Below are 15,621 nucleotides of genomic sequence, written 5' to 3'. Positions count from 1 at the left end.
GGAAGGCGGTGTCGATCAGGGCCCGGTCCTCGGGCCGGTCGCCCAGGTCGAGCAGCGTCGCCTCCAGGCACGCGAGCAGCTCGGCCGCCTCCGCGCGAAAGATCTCCGTCGGTTCCAGAGCAGTCATACAGAAATCCGTCCCGATCGCGCGGCGCAATGACAGTTCCGACCGTCGAGCCGGCAGCGTGGATCGATGTCTCCGCTGTCGAGCCCGACGATGCCCATCAGGATCGAGACAATGCCTAGATCTGGCGCGTCACAACTTAGGGTAGACACTGTGATCTGCGCCACACAAGCATCGTGCTCGACGCTTACACTGCATGATGACCGGAAATTTTGCGTTAAGACTGAAAATATCCGCGAACCAGCCAGGTAAATGCGAAGTAATGCAATGATAATACGATACAGTACTCACTTGAGCAGCGGATCACAGGATCGCGCGCGGCGGGCCGCACGCTCCGATCGCGCGGTGCGCGTCTGATCTCTCTCAGACCCGGTAGCGGGTCGACGGGACCCGACCCCTTACCCCGACGGCGACGCGGCCGAGCCGGCCGGCATCTGCACCGGCGGAAGCCGGCAAGGACCGGCTGAACGACGGCGCGGACGCGACCGAAGGCTATCGCCCGCGCCGACGAGATCTCACGCCGGAGCGCCCGTCGCGCCCGCAGCGATGCGGCATCACCTGAATCGCTGGCGCAGTTGCCGCCCCTCGAAGGCCGGGCGCAGTTCCCGACCGTCGACCGACTGATCGATCGGGCTCCAGAAGCCGTCCGGCGACGCGCTGCGCGGATGCACGGGAACGTACCCGCCGTCCCAGCTGCGCGGCCTCAGGTCGGGCGTCCGGCCGACGCCACCGTCGTCGTAGCGGTACATCTCGACGCGGTCACCATCGGCGGGGCGGCGCCCGCCGGCGGCGTCCGTCTTGGCGGACGCGCTGCGCGGCGCGCGCTTCGCGATGACGGGCTTGGCGATGACGGGCCTCGCGTCGAAGTAGTCACGGTAATCCCCGTACGCCTCGACCGCCTCCGCGCCGACAGTCGATCCGAGCAACAGGGCGGCCGCGAGCAGCGTCTTCATCGTACGACACCTTGTCTCCGCACGCTGGCATCGAGCGGATCCGGGCTTCGCGACCGCCTGCCGAGCGGATCTGACTTGTCGGCCATCGTCCGGGCGGCGCGGTGACGTGCGGCACGAGCTGAGGTCTTGCCCACAGCGCGCCGGGCTGTGACGCATCCAAGGTCCCGCGAGGCTTCCGACCCCGCCCCGACGTTCCATCCGGGGCGGTCCGTGCCGGTCGTCGCGACAGCCGGCGGCACGGACCGGGATCCGCCACCTCTCGGCGTCCTGCCGACGCCGTCTCGGGGCGGCGCCGAGACCCTTACCAAGAGACGGGGCGAGCCCGGCGCCTCGTGGAGGATGCGCAGTCTGTCCGACCGCGCATCGGCGGGTGCTCGGCCGCGTCGCGCGCTCACGGCCGCTCCGTCCAGGGCCCGCGCCGCGGCCCAGGCCCCGTCGATGCTGTGCCGCGCGGGCGGTGCCAACAGCGCCGCGGTGCCACATTGCAGCTCGCGTTCGTGCCGCGATGCCGGTGGTCGGCGCGCCGCCGCCCCCGTTGCCCTCGCAGGGGGCCATGAGCCGGCGGGCATCCGGGAACCGGCGGTACAAATCGCACCGACGCGCTGAGGGGCCGTGGCTACGCGGATCTCGTCGGTTTCAGACCAGACGAGGGTCCGGGTCCGAAGCGGGATTCACGATTCTTCATCGAGGAAGGTGCGGACATGCAGGACACCCTGATCCCCCGGCGCATTGTGTTCGGAAATCCCGAGCGGGCCAACTATCAGATCAGTCCGGACGGCCTGTGGTTGACCTGGGTCGCGCCCGCCGAGGGGGTTCTGAACGTCTTCCTGGCGCCGCGCTCAGATCCCGATCGGGCCCGGCAGCTGACCTTCGACCGGGGACGCGGGATCAGGGCCTACACCTGGACGATGGGCGCGCGGCATCTCGTCTACGACCAGGACACGGACGGTGACGAGAACACGCGTCTCTACGCGCTCAGCCTCACCGACGGGCGCGCGCGTGCCCTGACGCCCGAAGCCGGCGTGCAGGCGCGTCTCGGCGGCGTGAGCCGCACGGTCCGCGACATGATCCTGGTCTATCTCAACGACCGCGATCCGCGGTTTCACGATCCGTACGCGATCGATCCGGCGACGGGTGAGCGGCGCAAGCTCGCCGACAATCCCGGCTTCGCCAACATCATGGTCGACGACGCCTTCCGGCCGGTGCTCGCGGTCGCCATGCACCCCGACGGCGAGATGCATCTGCTGCGCAACACCCGCGCCGACGGGCCCCCCGCGCCCGAGGACTGGCAGCCGTGGCAGACCATTCCCCGCGCTGACGCGCGCACCACGTTCCCGCTCCACCTGAGCGCCGACGGGACGACCCTCTACATGGCCGACAGCCGCGGTCGCGACACCGCCGCGCTCTGCGCGGTCACCCTCGCCACAGGTGAGACCACCGTGCTCGCGAGCGACCCCCGGGCCGATCTCGCCGAGACCTTCACGGACGCCGAGACGCGCGAGATCCTGGGCTACGTGGCCTCGTATCGCGTGCGCGAGTTCCACCCGATCGACCCGCGGGCCAGCGACATCCCGTGGCTCGCCGAGCAAGGCCTCGCGAGCCCGTTCGTCGCCGGCCGCACCGAGGCCGACGACATCTGGCTGGTCGGGACCTACTCCGACATCGCCCCGAGCGCGTACTTCGTGTTCGACCGGTCGCGCCGCACGCTCACGCAATTGCCCTCGGGCTGGCCGGAGCTGGCCGCCACGGAACTCCGCCCGATGGTGCCGCACACGGTCCCGACCCGGGACGGGCTGAGCTTGGTCTCGTACGCGACGCTGCCGGAACGCGCGGACGCGGGGGAGCGCGTGCCGCTCGTGCTCGTCGTCCATGGCGGGCCCACGCTCCGCGACGAGTTCGGCTGCAACGGCGAGCATCAATGGCTCGCCGATCGCGGCTACGCCGCGCTCAGCGTCAACTTCCGCGGCTCCGCCGGATTCGGCAAGGCGTTCGTCAATGCCGGCGAGGGCGAGTGGGGACGGCGGATGGACGACGACCTCGTCGATGCCGTCGCCTGGGCGAGGGACAATCTGCCGATCGATCCGGACCGGATCGCGATCTACGGCGCGTCCTACGGCGGCTACGCCGCCCTCGTGGGCCTCACCCGCAACCCGGATCTCTACGCCTGCGGCATCGACATCGTCGGGCCGTCGAATCTGGAGACCCTGCTGGAGACGATCCCGCCTTACTGGGAGGCGGGCCGCCACCAGCTGGAGCGGATGATCGGCGATCCGGACACCGCCGAGGGCTTGGCGCTCCTGCGTGATCGCTCGCCGCTTCATCGGGCGGACCGCATCCGCCGGCCGCTCCTGATCGCGCAGGGCGCCAACGACCCGCGGGTGAAGCAGGCGGAGAGCGACCAGATGGTGGCGGCGCTGCGCAGCAAGGCCATCCCGGTCACCTACCTGCTGTTCCCCGACGAGGGACACGGGTTCGAGCGGCCGGAGAACGCGCTCAGCTTCTACGCCCAGGCTGAGGCGTTCCTGGCCGCGCATCTCGGCGGGCGCTGCGAGCCGGATGATCCCGTCATCCGGGACCGCAGCAGCATGCAGGTGCGGTGAGGGGCCGGTCCGCGGCGCTGCGGCGCGTCACAGCGTCGGGACAGGTTCGGGGCAGCGCCGGCGCCGAGCGACACGGCCGCTGCGCCGGCCCGGCCCTGGTGGCCGGCTTCGGGCCGCGATCCGTGCGCCCCTGGCACCACGTTCAGGGCCGGAACGGGCCCGGGGCGATCGCGCCGGCGACGATCCGCTCCGGTCTCGACGGCGTGTGCGGTCGCAGGGGGCGTATCGCGGCTCGCCCGAGGCGCCGCCGAGAGCCCCGCGCGGTGCCGCCCTCCCGCCGCCCTCCCGCCGCCCTCGCCCTCCCCTGCCCGTCCGGCGCCGGGGCGCGCGGACAGGAACCGGGCGGTCGCTCGTCCACGTCGCTGCCGGACGAGCGCGCGGGTTCCGCTCGGGACTTCCGGGACTGCCGGTACAGTGTGGGACGGGCCGGGGCGCTCGCTCTCCGCGCGGCCGGCCGGACCGAGGCTCCGCCCGTCGGCGACCCGGCGTTCCAGGAAGCCGGCGTCCCGGACGATCGACACGACGAAGCCCGGAGCCAGATGGGTGCCGCCGCGCGCCGCGGACCGGGCCGGACCTCACCGACGCGGCGACTTACAAAAATCAGCGCGAACGATCCGGTCCTGAAAAAAATCAGCGCCGCCTCGGCGCCCTGCTGCGGCTCCGCCCTGCCATGGGCGTCGGCGGGCTTACAAAAATCAGCGCGGGCGTGCCCGCTTCCGGCGCTCCTGCGGGCTGCCCGACATGTTCGCGGGCCCCCGGCGACGGGCGCCGCGCTGAGTTTTGCCAGCGGAGGGCTCGCAGGCGCTGATTTTTCGCACTGGCGCTGCCCGAACCCGCGTCCGGGCGGTCGGGCCGGGACTGTGCCGTGACCCGACCGGTGTGCGGCGCCGGCCTCCGGCGCTGAGATTTGTAAAGAATCCCGGTCGGCGCGCTGAGATTTGGAAACCGGATGATTGCGCCCGGGCGGCGACTCCCGCCTGATAGCCTCCAGGTTGCCCTGTGCTCGGCACGAGGAGAGCGAGACCGGCATGAACGCGGCAGAGACCCGCCAGTTGAGCCTGTGGGAGCAGAGCCTGCTGCGCCCCGAGGCCAGGGCTGATCGGCCGACGACCGGGCTCGGTCCCGCGCTCGACGGCCGCATGGATGTGTCGTTCCTTCACAAGGGCTTCTGCATCGCCGGGCTGCCGCTGCGCCGCCCCAAGAACACGATGGAGCCGTGGAACCGGCGCGACGGCCGATTCTCGCTGACCGTCGAGCCGGCCCGGTTCGTCCTGCCCAATGGGCGCCAGATCGAGGTCGGCGTCCCGTTCGGGCCCAAGGCGCGTCTCCTCTCCATGTGGCTGGCAACCGAGGCCCGCGATCCGCGCCGGAGCGCCGGCGACCGCTGGATGGAGATGGGGCGGATCACCGAGTGGCTTCAGGCCGTCGGATTGCCGGTCACGGGGGGCGAGCGGGGCTCGATCGGGCCGACCAAGGACCAGCTCGTCCGGCTGAGCTTCCCCATCTTCACGATGTTCCTGAACGGCGACGAGGGCGGTCACGTCTTCAAGCGCGAGAGCCTGATCGAGGGGGGCGCGTTCAAGGATGACGACCTCGAGGTCTGGGCCGCCGGGGGACACAGCGCCATGCGCTGGCCGGAAGCCCTGATGCTCAGCCAGAACGCCTACGACCGCTTCACGCGGCACTCGATCCCGGTGCCGACCGCCCGGCTGCGCCAGGTCGCCCACAACGCCATGGCGATCGATATCCTCGTGTACCTCTGCTACCGGCTGCCGCTGCTGTCGCGCGGGGAGAGCGAGTTGCTGACCTGGCGCGATCTGATGGCGCAGTTCGGCTCATCCGAATTCGCCTCGCGCTTCAAGCAGGCCTTCTCGGAATCGATCAAGCGCACCCTCGACGCGTACCCGGAAGCCAACGTCGCGATGACGGCGGAGGGGCTGGTGCTGCGGCACTCGGACCCGGCCGAGTTGCGGCGCGCCTTCGTGGCCGTTGCGGGAAGCCCGACCCGTCGCGCCCGGGCGGCGCCGCGCGCGCGCCAGGCGGCGCGGGCCCCGGATCAGCCCGACCCGCGCGAGGCCGCGCCGGACCTGCTGACGCCGGCCGGAGCCGCACGCGGCTGACGGCGGGTCGTCCCCACCCTCTAGACGGAGCAACCCGGCAAAAGAAAAGGCCCCCGAGACGTACGCCCCGGAAGCCCTCTCTGTCGTCTGGACAACCTCAGAGAATCACTCCCGGACATCGCTGTCAACCACGCGACGCGGCCATCGCCTCGGCGGGCGCTGATCTCTTGCCTCACTGCAGGCGAGGACCATGCAATCCGGACACGAACCCACGACGCCTTTCGGGCGGCGGCCGCTCTCGCTCGGCATGATGGCCGCGCAGGCGGCGGCGAAGGCCTGCCCGGACGACGCGCTCGGGCACAAATGGCGCATCTTCCGCGACGTGACCGAGGCGAAGGATCACCTCGCCGTCTCGGACCGCGCCCTCGCCGTGCTGAGCGCCCTGCTCACGTTCCATCCCGAGACGACGCTGTCGCCCGGCACGCCGCTCGTGGTCTTCCCGTCGAACCGCGAGCTGTCGCTGCGGTCGCACGGCCCGTCACCGGCGACGCTGCGGCGCGCGCTGGCGCAGCTCGTCGAGGCCGGTCTGGTGATCCGGCGGGACAGCCCGAACGGCAAGCGCTACGCGCGCCGCGACAGCGCCGGCGCGATCGCGCGCGCCTTCGGGTTCGACCTGACGCCGCTCCTCGCGCGCGCGCCGGAATTCGCCGCCCTCGCCCGGGCGGTGCGGGCGGCGGCGCGCAGGCGTCGGCTCCTGCGCGAGGAGATCGCCCTGCACCGCCGCGACCTCGCGAAGACCCTCGCCTTCGCGGCGGGATCCGGCTGCCCGGGGCCCTGGGCGGCGTTGACGGACCGGCTCGCGGCCTGCGGCGGCATGCCGGGGCGCACGGCCGGAGAGCCGCACCTGCGGTCCGCCGCCGAGGCGCTGCGCGCGCTGCGGCACGAGGTGGACAAGTGGCTGTCGGACCCGGCGAATCCGACGGAAACGATCGGCAATGCGTCTCACGGTGAGCGCCACCATCAGAGTTCAGATCCAGATCCTGCCGTCGATTCTGAACAATGCCATCGGCGAAGCCCGGCCGGAGCCGCGCGATCGGACGCCGAACCCGCGCGGTGCCGGCCGCGTCCCCTCCCCCTGCCCATGGTGCTCGAGGCCTGTCCCGACATCGTGCTCTACGCCCGCGACGGCGTCCGGACCTGGTCCGATCTGGCCGGCGCGGCCGAGGTGGTCCGTTCGGCGCTGGGAATCGGCCCGGACGTCTGGGAGGCGGCTCTGGCCGCGATGGGGCGGGACCACGCGCTGGTGGCGCTTTCGGCGATCCTCCAGCGCGCCGCGTCGATCAGCGCGCCGGGCGCCTATCTGCGCGACCTCACGGGGAAGGCGCGATCGGGCCGCTTCTCCGCCTGGCCGATGCTGTTCGCCCTGTGGCGCCTGCGCCGTCGGACGGAAGCCGACGGCGCAGGCGGCTCCGGGCGCGTCCCGGGAGTTGACCGCGGTCAACACGCCCGCCCGCCCGGAAGCGGCGCGGCGCGATCGTCAACATTCTGTTAAGGTTGCCTGTGATCTTGTCACGGTGCGGCGGCGTTTGCGGCCGCGAAAACCGTGACAGGAGTTCGCAACCGTGGCCAGCCCCGCGGCACTCGCCGCCCTACCCTCTTCGGGGTCAACCTCCATGGCGATGCACGATCTGATCGCCGGCGACGCGCAGGCGCTGTCGGCCAAATTGCAGTCTCACCGGCAGCGGCTGTTCCCGCCCGAGGCGCGCAAGCAGCTGCGGCGCTTCTCGTCCGGCGAGGCCGCCAAGCTGATCGGGGTCGACGACGGCTACCTGCGGCGCCTGTCCCTCGACGGCAAGGGTCCCGCCCCCGAGATCGGGCCGTCCGGGCGGCGCTCCTACTCGAGCGCCGACATCCAGGCGCTGCGCGGCATGCTGGACGAGGGAGCCAAGACCGGCCGGCGGTACCGGAAGGAGAGGCGGGCCGAGGAGCATCTCCAGATCGTCGCGGTGGTGAACTTCAAGGGCGGCTCGGGCAAGACCACCACGGCGGCCCATCTCGCGCAGCACATGGCGCTGCAGGGCTACCGCGTCCTCGCCGTCGATCTCGACCCGCAGGCGAGCCTGTCGGCCCTGCACGGGATCCAGCCCGAATTCGACGTGCGGGACAACGAGACCCTCTACGCGGCGATCCGGTACGACGCGGCCCGCCGTCCCCTGAGCGAGATCATTCAGAAGACCTATTTCCCGGGGCTCGACCTCGTGCCGGGCAATCTCGAGCTGATGGAGTTCGAGCACGAGACGCCGCGCGCCCTCCTCCAGCGCCGCAGCGACGGCGATTCGCTGTTCTTCACGCGCTTCGCGCAGGCCCTGGCGCCGGTCGCCGACCGCTACGACGTGGTCGTGGTCGATTGCCCGCCGCAGCTCGGCTACCTGACGCTGTCGGCCCTGTGCGCGGCCACCAGCGTGCTCGTGACCGTGCATCCCCAGATGCTCGACGTCATGTCGATGTGCCAGTTCCTGCTCATGACCGCCGAGATGCTTGGGGTCGTCGCCAAGGCCGGCGGCGACATGAACTACGACTGGATGCGCTACCTCGTGACCCGCTACGAGCCGACCGACGGTCCGCAGACCCAGATGGTCGCGTTCATGCGAACCCTGTTCGGGGAGCGCGTGCTGACCAACGCGATGCTGAAGAGCACGGCGGTCTCCGATGCCGGCATCACCAAGCAGACGCTGTTCGAGGTCAGCCGCGACCAGTTCACGCGCGCGACCTACGACCGCGCGATGGAGAGCCTGGACGCGGTCAACGGTGAGATCGAGACGCTGATCCGCACGGCATGGGGACGCTGATCCGATGGCCCGCAAGAACCTCCTCGCCGGCCTGCTCGATCCGGCCGACCAGACCGAGTTGACCGCGGTCAACTCGCCCCGCGACGACGCGGCGGCCGGGCGATCGGAGCGGGGCCCCACCCCGGCCGTTCCCAGCTTCACCGGCCGCGGCGCGGTCGGCGCGATGAGCCGGTCCCTGGAGCGCCTGACCTCCGAGGTCGTCTCGGCGCGTGCCGCGGAGGACCAGCTCAAGTCCGGCAGCGTCGCCGTCGATCTCGATCCGGGCCTCGTCGACCCGTCGCCGGCCCCCGACCGGCTGCCGGTGATCGACGGACCGGGCGAGGACGCCTTCGTGGCGGTCATCCGGGCGCAGGGGCAGCAGACCCCGATCCTGGTCAGGCCCCATCCCACCGTCAGCGGGCGCTATCAGGTCGCGTTCGGGCACCGGCGGCTGCGGGCTGCCGCCGCGCTCGGCCGGCCGGTCCGCGCACTGGTGAAGACGCTCACGGACGCCGAGCTCGTCGTCGCCCAGGGCCAGGAGAACAACGCGCGGGCCGATCTCAGCTTCATCGAGCGGGCCGCGTTCGCCCTGACGCTGGAGCGGCTCGGGCACGGACGCGACGTGATCATGGCCGCCCTGCTCGTCGACAAGACCGAGTTGTCGCGCCTGATCACGGCGCGGCGCGCCCTGCCCGATTTCGTGATCGCCGCCATCGGCCCCGCACCGAAGGCCGGCCGCCGCCGGTGGATGAGCCTGGCGGACCGCCTCACCAGTCCTGAGATGCAGGCGCGCGTGACCGCGGTCATCGCCGCGGATTCCTTCGCGACCCTGTCCTCCGACCAGCGGTTCGTCCGCGTGTTCGAGGCGGTGGCGCCCGTCCCCGCCCCGGCGCCGCCGGTCGTCCGCGCAGGGTCGGAGGCGGGCCTGGCGGAGGACGGGCGCCGCTTGGCGCGCATCGAGCGGACCCCGACGACCGTGGGCGTGATCATCGACGAGACGCGCCATCCCGCCTTCGGCGACTTCCTCGTCGCGCGGCTCCCGGAGCTGTTCGCGGCCTACAAGCGCGCGCAGGCGCGCGGCCCTGACCGATCCGAGCGCTGAGGTCGCGCCGCGCGGGCCTCGCGCCGCCGGGGCGGGACCGGCGGCCGGACCCGCGATCCCTCGGGCCGCGGCCCCCGAGATCCGCTGCGCGCGATCCGCCCGCACGGGGGAGGGGGCTCCGGCGCGCTCCGCGTGCGGCCCCGGATCCGGCAAGGGCCCGGACGGATCGGCCACGGACTCGGCCGCCCGGCCGATCGCGACGTCCGTCGCGCGCTGGCCGCGGGCACACCCGCAGGTCCGGCGCGGCTTCGATGTCCGCCCGGCCCCGGCTACCTGCAGGCCTCGGCCCGCTTGTCGATCAGGCCGCGCAGCCCGGAGAGGCTGATCTCCTCCGTGATGGCCTCGTGCCATCGGTCCAGCAGGCGGATGCTGAAGCGTCGACCGGCCAGAATATCTCTCAACACGTCCCCGTTCAGCGCGATCACGCCGGCGTCCTGCATCTGCGCTGTGGGAAACATCGCGTTCGAGACAGGTCCGTCGTCGATTCGATACTGATAATTGAAGATGGAATTCTTCGGCAGGCCGGTGATCTCGACGCGATCGCCGACGATCTGGATGCGCGACCGCGCCTTCGGCGCCAGAACGCAGGCGGCGTCCCCGCTCGACGCGCCCGCCGCCTTCCTGAGCACCCAGTCGCCCTCGCCGGCGACCGTCTGTCCGGCCCCCTGAGCGTGGCCGAGGCCCGCGACAAGGCAGAGCGCGACGGCGCAGATCGTGACCCTCATGAACGACATCCCCGCTTCACCTGCCGGTCCGGCCCTGGGCCCAACATCGGTCGCGCGGCGGCGCCGTCGATCTGAGACACATGCGCCCGGTCACCGGCAGGCGCGCTCCGGCGGATCCGCGATCGGGTCCGCCCCGCCTCCGCGGCTCCTCTGCGACTCCTCCGAAGCCCTCTGCGGCCCTACGGCGTCACGCCGGCCGACCGGAGCCGCGCCGCGAGGCGCGGATACACGCGCAGCGCGTTCCCGGCGTAGATCTTGGCCCGGTCCGCGTCCGGGATCGCCGCGGCCTCGACGTAGCGCTTGGTGTCGTCGTAGGCGTGACCGGTCTCGGGATCGACGCCGTTCACCGCGCCGACCATCTCGGAGGCGAACAGCACGTTCTCGCGCGGGACGACCTTGAGCAGCAGGTCGATGCCGGGCTGATGGTAGACGCAGGTGTCGAAGAAGACGTTGCGCATCAGCTCGGACAGCGGCGGCCGCTTCATGTCCTGGGCCAGTCCCCGGTAGCGCCCCCAGTGATAGGGCACGGCACCGCCGCCGTGCGGGATGATCAGGCGCAGCGTCGGGAAGTCCTTGAACAGGTCCGAGGTCACGAACTGCATGAAGGCGGTGGTGTCGCCGTTGATGTAGTGCGCGCCGGTCGCGTGGAAGTTGGGATTGGCCGAGGCGCTGACATGCACCATGCCGGGCACGTCGAGCTCGACCATCTTCTCCCAGAGCGGGTACCAGAACCGGTCGGAGAGCGGCGGATCGGTCCAGTAGCCCCCGGACGGGTCCGGGTTGACGTTGCAGCCGACGAAGCCGAGCTCCCGGACGCAGCGCTCGAGCTCGGCCGTGCAGTTCTTCGGCGAGACACCCGGCGTTTGCGGCAGCTGGCAGACGCCGACGAAGTTCTGCGGCATCAGGCTCGTCACCCGGTGGATCATGTCGTTCGACACGATCGACCAGTCGAGGCTGGTGCGGGCGGTGCCGATATGGTGGCCCATCCCGCCGGCCCGCGGCGAGAACAGCGCCAGGGAGATGCCGCGCTCGGACTGGAGCTTGAGCTGCCGCCCGCTCACGCTGGCGCGCACCGCGTCGTCGCTGACCCGCAGGTCCGACGGCTTGGGGGACTGGCCCGGGTCGTTGAGCGCGCCGATCTGGCGCTTGCGCCAGTCCAGCAGGGCGGCCGGCTCGGTGGTGTAGTGCCCGTGGCAGTCGATCACCAGACCCGTGTAGCGCGACGGCTCGGCCCGCGCCGCGCCGGCCGTCATCGCCGCCGCCCCCAGCCCCGCGAGGCGGCCCATGAAGCCGCGGCGGGGCAGGCAGCACGCGCACCGGGCGCCGGCGGCCGGTCCGGCCGCACCGGGATCCACCGCGCCGATCATCGCGCGCCGCCCTCCGGCAGGGCGGCGCGCTTGCGCAGGACCATGTCGCCCCGGAACAGGAACTTCTGCGCCCGCTTCCCGGTGTCGACCTCGGTGGTGAAGACGTTGCCCTTGGAATCGATGGCGAGGTTGTGGACCCAGTGGAAGTCGCCGGCCATCCGGCCGTTGCGGCCGAAGCGGCCGAGGACCTCGCCGGTGTCGCGGCTCAGGGTGCGGACCTCGTTGTTGGCCCCGTCGGCGTTGAGCAGGTAGGTCTGGCGCTCGTCCGGCCACAGCGCGAGCTCCCAGACCGAGCCGTTGGCCCGGGTATTCTTCTCGACGAACATCTCCTTCACGAAGGTGCCGTCCTTCCTGAACACCTGGATCCGGTCGTTGGTCCGGTCGCAGACGTAGACGAGGCCGTCGCGGGCGATCTGCACGCAGTGTACCGGGTTGGCGAATTGCTGGGACGGGGCCGCCGCCGGATCGTAGGGGCCGAGCTTGTCGTCGGTCGGCGGCTTGCCGTAGGCCCCCCACATCCGCTTGAACGCGCCGGTCTCCGCGTCGAACACGATGACGCGGTGGTTGTAGTAGCCGTCGGCCACGTAGAGCTCGTTCGTCTCCGGGTCGACCATCATGCCGGCCGGCTTGCCGAGGCGGCTCGTGTCCCGGCTGTCGGTCTGCGGCCCCTGCTTGCCGATCTGCAGCACGAACTTGCCGTCCGGCGTGAACTTCAGGATCTGGCCGTCGGTGTCGCCGTTGCCGGCCAGCCAGACGAAGCCCTTGTGGTCGATGTGGATGCCGTGCTCGTTCTGGGGCCACTGATAGCCCTCACCCGGGCCGCCCCAGGACTTCACCAGGCGCCCGGCCTGGTCGAAGACGAGGACCGGCGGCGCCGGCTTGCAGCAGCGGGTGCGGGGCGGATCGAGGCTCGCGGCCTTCTCGTCGTCGGTGAGGGTGCGCGGCCGCTGGATGACCCAGACGTTGTCCTGCGCGTCGACCGCGACGCCCGCCGCCTGACCCATGATCCAGTCGTTCGGCAGGCGCTGCGGCCAGGCCGGATCGACCTCGAAGCGCAGCGGCTCCTCGGCGACGGCGGGACAGGCGAATGTCAGGGCGGCCGCAGCCGTCAGCTGACGCAGCACGCGTCGCAGCATCTCGGTTTCCTCTCCCGGTTCTTATTCAATTCGTGTCGCTATCAGAGGCTGAAAGGCGATCCTCGTCCAGCATCGCGCAGCATATCCCGGTCACATCGCGCTACGCATGCGCCGGGTTGTTCCTGGCGCACGGCCGCGGCCGTCGCCGGGGCGGCCGGCGTCGCCCTCTAGGAGGTCGGGTAGCCGAGCGCGGCCCGGAAGCGGTTCTTGACGTGGACGCCGTCCCGCGGCGGCAGGACGCGCGGCGGGGTCTCGGGCCGGATCTTGATCGCCGCGAAGGTCGGGCCCGCACGGGCGGCGACCCGGTCGCGCAGGGCGTCGAGGCCGGCGCTGTCGGCGATCGCCCGGCTCCACGGGAAGCCGCAGGCGTCGGCGACCCGCTCCAGCGCGAGGCCGCGGCCGGCGTGGCTCGCCTGCATGCCGGTCTCGCCGTAATGGCCGTTGTCGAGGACCGCGACGGTCAGGTTCGGCGGTCGCTGCAGGGCGATCGTCGCGAGCCCGCCGAGCCCCATCAGCATCTCGCCGTCGCCGGTGATCACCAGGACCGGCCGCGCCGGCTGGGCGCGGGCGAGGCCGAGGCCAACCATGCCGGCCGAGCCCATCGCCGCCCACAGGTAGTAGTTTCCGGGGTGATCGCCCGCCGCCATCACGTCGTAGGAGGGCGAACCGAGCCCGGTGATGACCAGCAGATCGTCCCGGCCGGCCAGGAGCCGCGCCACGGCCTCCCGGCGCTCCAGCGGCCCGCCCGCGCTCACCTCAGCCACGACTTCTCTCCGATCAGCCGCTGCCCCAGCAGCAGGGCGCAGGCGGCGTTGCCCTCGAACGCCATGGTGGCGGCGCCGTGCAGGAGCGGCGCGACGGCGTCCGGCGCGTCGGCCCGCCACGTCATCACGCCCATGAGCTTCAGCGACGCCTCGGTGGCCTGCCCCATGGGGTTCTGCCAGGGATTGAACTCGGCCCAGTCGCCGCGCATCGTGACGACCATGAGGAGCGGGAAGCCGCCGCAGGCCGGCAGCGCCAGGGTGTTGATGCAGTTGCCGACGCCGCTCGATTGCAGCAGCAGCGCCCCGCGCTGCCCCCCGAGCCAGGCCCCCGCGAGGTAGCCGATCCCTTCCTCTTCGGTGGTCAGCACGACGGCGTGGATGTCCGGGTCGGCCTCGGCGAGCCGGATCGCGGTCGCGTGCCCCGCGTCGGGCACGTAGGCCACGTGCCGGACGCCCGCCGCCTTGAGCCCGCGGAAGACGTCGCGGCGCCAGTCCGTCGCGCGGTCCGGTTCCTGTGCCGTCATCGCCCCGGTCATGGCCCCCGTCATCCCTGCCGCCCGGCCAGTCGGTCGTGGTCGATCCCGCTGGTTCGGGATGGATCGTAGAGGCGCCGGCCCGGCCCGGGCCAATAGCAATCGGTGAAACGAGAGATGCCGCCGATGTCTAGCTCGGGCAGCTAGGCTCGAGCGTCCCGGCCTGTATCGTCGGCCGCCCGCGACGCGTCCAGCACCTGGCCCATCCAGACGCCGCGCGCGGCGAGATCGGCCGCGATCCCGATCACCGTCTCGCCCACGAGGCGCGTGGCGCGGCTCACCGGCCGGTCGGCGGGATAGGCGACGACCAGCTCGCGGGTCGGACTGGGATCCGTGAGCGGCGCCGCCGTGAGGTCGCCCGCCGCCACCATGGCGTGGACCGGCGCCAACGGCAGCACGGTGGCCCCGATCCCGGCGCGCACCAGGTTGATCAGAGACTGGAACGAGTCCGCCTCGACGACGACCCGGAGCTCGATGCCGGCCCGCCGGGCGCAATCGTGGGCGATGTCGCGCAGCATGTGGCCGGGGCTCGGCAGGACGAGGTCCATGCCGGCGAGGCGGGCGAAGGGCACGGGCGCGCCCGGTTCCTCCCGCCCGCCCGGGCCGACGAGGAGCAGCGTCTCGATCATGATCGGGACGATGCGCAGCGTGTGCAGGCGGCGCGGGTTGTACGACACGGCCACGTCGATCTGCCCGCGCTGCAGCCAGTCGAGGATGTGCCCGCTATAGGCCGCGCTCAGCCGGACCGCGAGGTCGGGATGCGTGCGCCGGAGCGCCGTGACGAGCGGCACCGTCACGATCTCGGCGACGGTCGGCGTGGTGCCGACCGAGACCGTGCCCCGGAACGACGCGCGCCCGGACGCGACCGTGTCGCGGATGGCCTCCATCTCGGCCATCACCCGGCTCGCGTGCACCAGCACCTCGCGCCCGGTCTCGGTGATGACCATCCCGCGCCCGTGGCGCTCGAACAGGTAGGTGCCGAGTTCCTGCTCCAGCTGGCGGATCTGCCGGCTGAGGGCGGGCTGGGCGATGTTGAGCCGGTCGGCCGCCTTGCTGACGCTGCCGAGTTCGGCGACGTGGATCAGGGTTCTGAGCTGCGCGATGTCCATGGCGCTCCACGCGGCGGCCGGGTCCTGCAGCATTACCGGCCGGGATCCGGGCGCGTTCCCCGGCCCGCCATGCCCGGCCCGCCATGCCCGGCCCAGCGCGCTCCGTGTCGGGGGCCGCGCGCGATCGCGGGCCGGTATAGTCCCGGGCGATAGCAGGTATACCGAAAGGGTCTTACCGTTGACCGCCGCCGCGGCTCGATAAGGGGTCCGCACGTCCGAGTCTCCCGGACCGAAGCGCCGGGCCTCGGACCCACGCCTGCAGGCACGACGACCGCCCGGCGCGACCGGGCGGCGATCGCCGCCGCGGTCAACGAGGAAGC

General features: G+C 71.9%; 12 protein-coding genes. 5 read left to right on the top strand and 7 right to left on the bottom strand.

From position 1 onward, the window contains the following. Nucleotides 1–678: 678 nt before the first annotated feature. Entirely contained in the window at nt 679–1,077 is a 399-nt protein-coding gene (locus ACLBXO_RS25410) for a hypothetical protein (protein ID WP_331316837.1), read from the bottom strand. 701 nt (nt 1,078–1,778) lie between these two features. Between ACLBXO_RS25410 and ACLBXO_RS25405 the strand changes: the two genes are divergently transcribed. The 5 genes from ACLBXO_RS25405 (at nt 1,779) to repB (ending at nt 9,667) form a co-directional block, all read left to right on the top strand. After that, entirely contained in the window at nt 1,779–3,677 is a 1,899-nt protein-coding gene (locus tag ACLBXO_RS25405) for a prolyl oligopeptidase family serine peptidase (protein WP_447687129.1), read from the top strand. Nucleotides 3,678–4,705: 1,028 nt separating this feature from the next. Further along, nucleotides 4,706–5,797, top strand: coding sequence for a replication protein RepA (locus ACLBXO_RS25400; protein ID WP_447687128.1), 1,092 nt, complete (start codon nt 4,706–4,708; stop codon nt 5,795–5,797). A gap of 190 nt (nt 5,798–5,987) precedes the next feature. After that, on the top strand, nt 5,988–7,289 hold the full coding sequence (gene repC / locus ACLBXO_RS25395; RefSeq protein WP_447687127.1) for a plasmid replication protein RepC: 1,302 nt from the start codon (nt 5,988–5,990) through the stop codon (nt 7,287–7,289). 121 nt (nt 7,290–7,410) lie between these two features. Next, entirely contained in the window at nt 7,411–8,586 is a 1,176-nt protein-coding gene (gene repA / locus ACLBXO_RS25390; RefSeq protein ID WP_447687126.1) for a plasmid partitioning protein RepA, read from the top strand. A 4-nt stretch (nt 8,587–8,590) separates the two neighbouring features. Beyond that, entirely contained in the window at nt 8,591–9,667 is a 1,077-nt protein-coding gene (gene repB / locus ACLBXO_RS25385) for a plasmid partitioning protein RepB (RefSeq protein ID WP_447687125.1), read from the top strand. A gap of 269 nt (nt 9,668–9,936) precedes the next feature. Here the strand turns inward: repB and ACLBXO_RS25380 are convergent, their stop codons facing one another. The 6 genes from ACLBXO_RS25380 to ACLBXO_RS25355 form a co-directional block, all read right to left on the bottom strand. Then, nucleotides 9,937–10,296 carry a hypothetical protein gene (locus tag ACLBXO_RS25380; protein WP_447687124.1) on the bottom strand — a complete coding sequence of 120 codons (360 nt, stop codon included), beginning with the start codon at nt 10,294–10,296 and terminating at the stop codon, nt 9,937–9,939. A gap of 275 nt (nt 10,297–10,571) precedes the next feature. Further along, nucleotides 10,572–11,600 carry an amidohydrolase family protein gene (locus tag ACLBXO_RS25375; RefSeq protein WP_331313571.1) on the bottom strand — a complete coding sequence of 343 codons (1,029 nt, stop codon included), beginning with the start codon at nt 11,598–11,600 and terminating at the stop codon, nt 10,572–10,574. A gap of 155 nt (nt 11,601–11,755) precedes the next feature. After that, nucleotides 11,756–12,895, bottom strand: a complete 1,140-nt coding sequence (locus ACLBXO_RS25370) for a hypothetical protein (RefSeq protein ID WP_447687123.1) — start codon at nt 12,893–12,895, stop codon at nt 11,756–11,758. A 167-nt stretch (nt 12,896–13,062) separates the two neighbouring features. Beyond that, nucleotides 13,063–13,659: a thiamine pyrophosphate-dependent enzyme gene (locus ACLBXO_RS25365; protein WP_331313404.1), complete on the bottom strand. Its 597-nt coding sequence runs from the start codon at nt 13,657–13,659 to the stop codon at nt 13,063–13,065. Continuing rightward, entirely contained in the window at nt 13,647–14,183 is a 537-nt protein-coding gene (locus ACLBXO_RS25360; RefSeq protein WP_447687122.1) for a thiamine pyrophosphate-binding protein, read from the bottom strand. The genes ACLBXO_RS25365 and ACLBXO_RS25360 overlap by 13 nt, the downstream gene beginning before the upstream one ends. A 152-nt stretch (nt 14,184–14,335) precedes the next feature. After that, complete coding sequence (locus ACLBXO_RS25355) at nt 14,336–15,301, bottom strand: LysR substrate-binding domain-containing protein (protein WP_447687131.1); 966 nt, start codon at nt 15,299–15,301, stop codon at nt 14,336–14,338. Between the last annotated feature and the right edge of the window lie 320 nt (nt 15,302–15,621).

This window comes from Methylobacterium sp. C33D (genome assembly GCF_053345825.1).
This window is presented reverse-complemented; position numbering and strand designations above follow the sequence as displayed.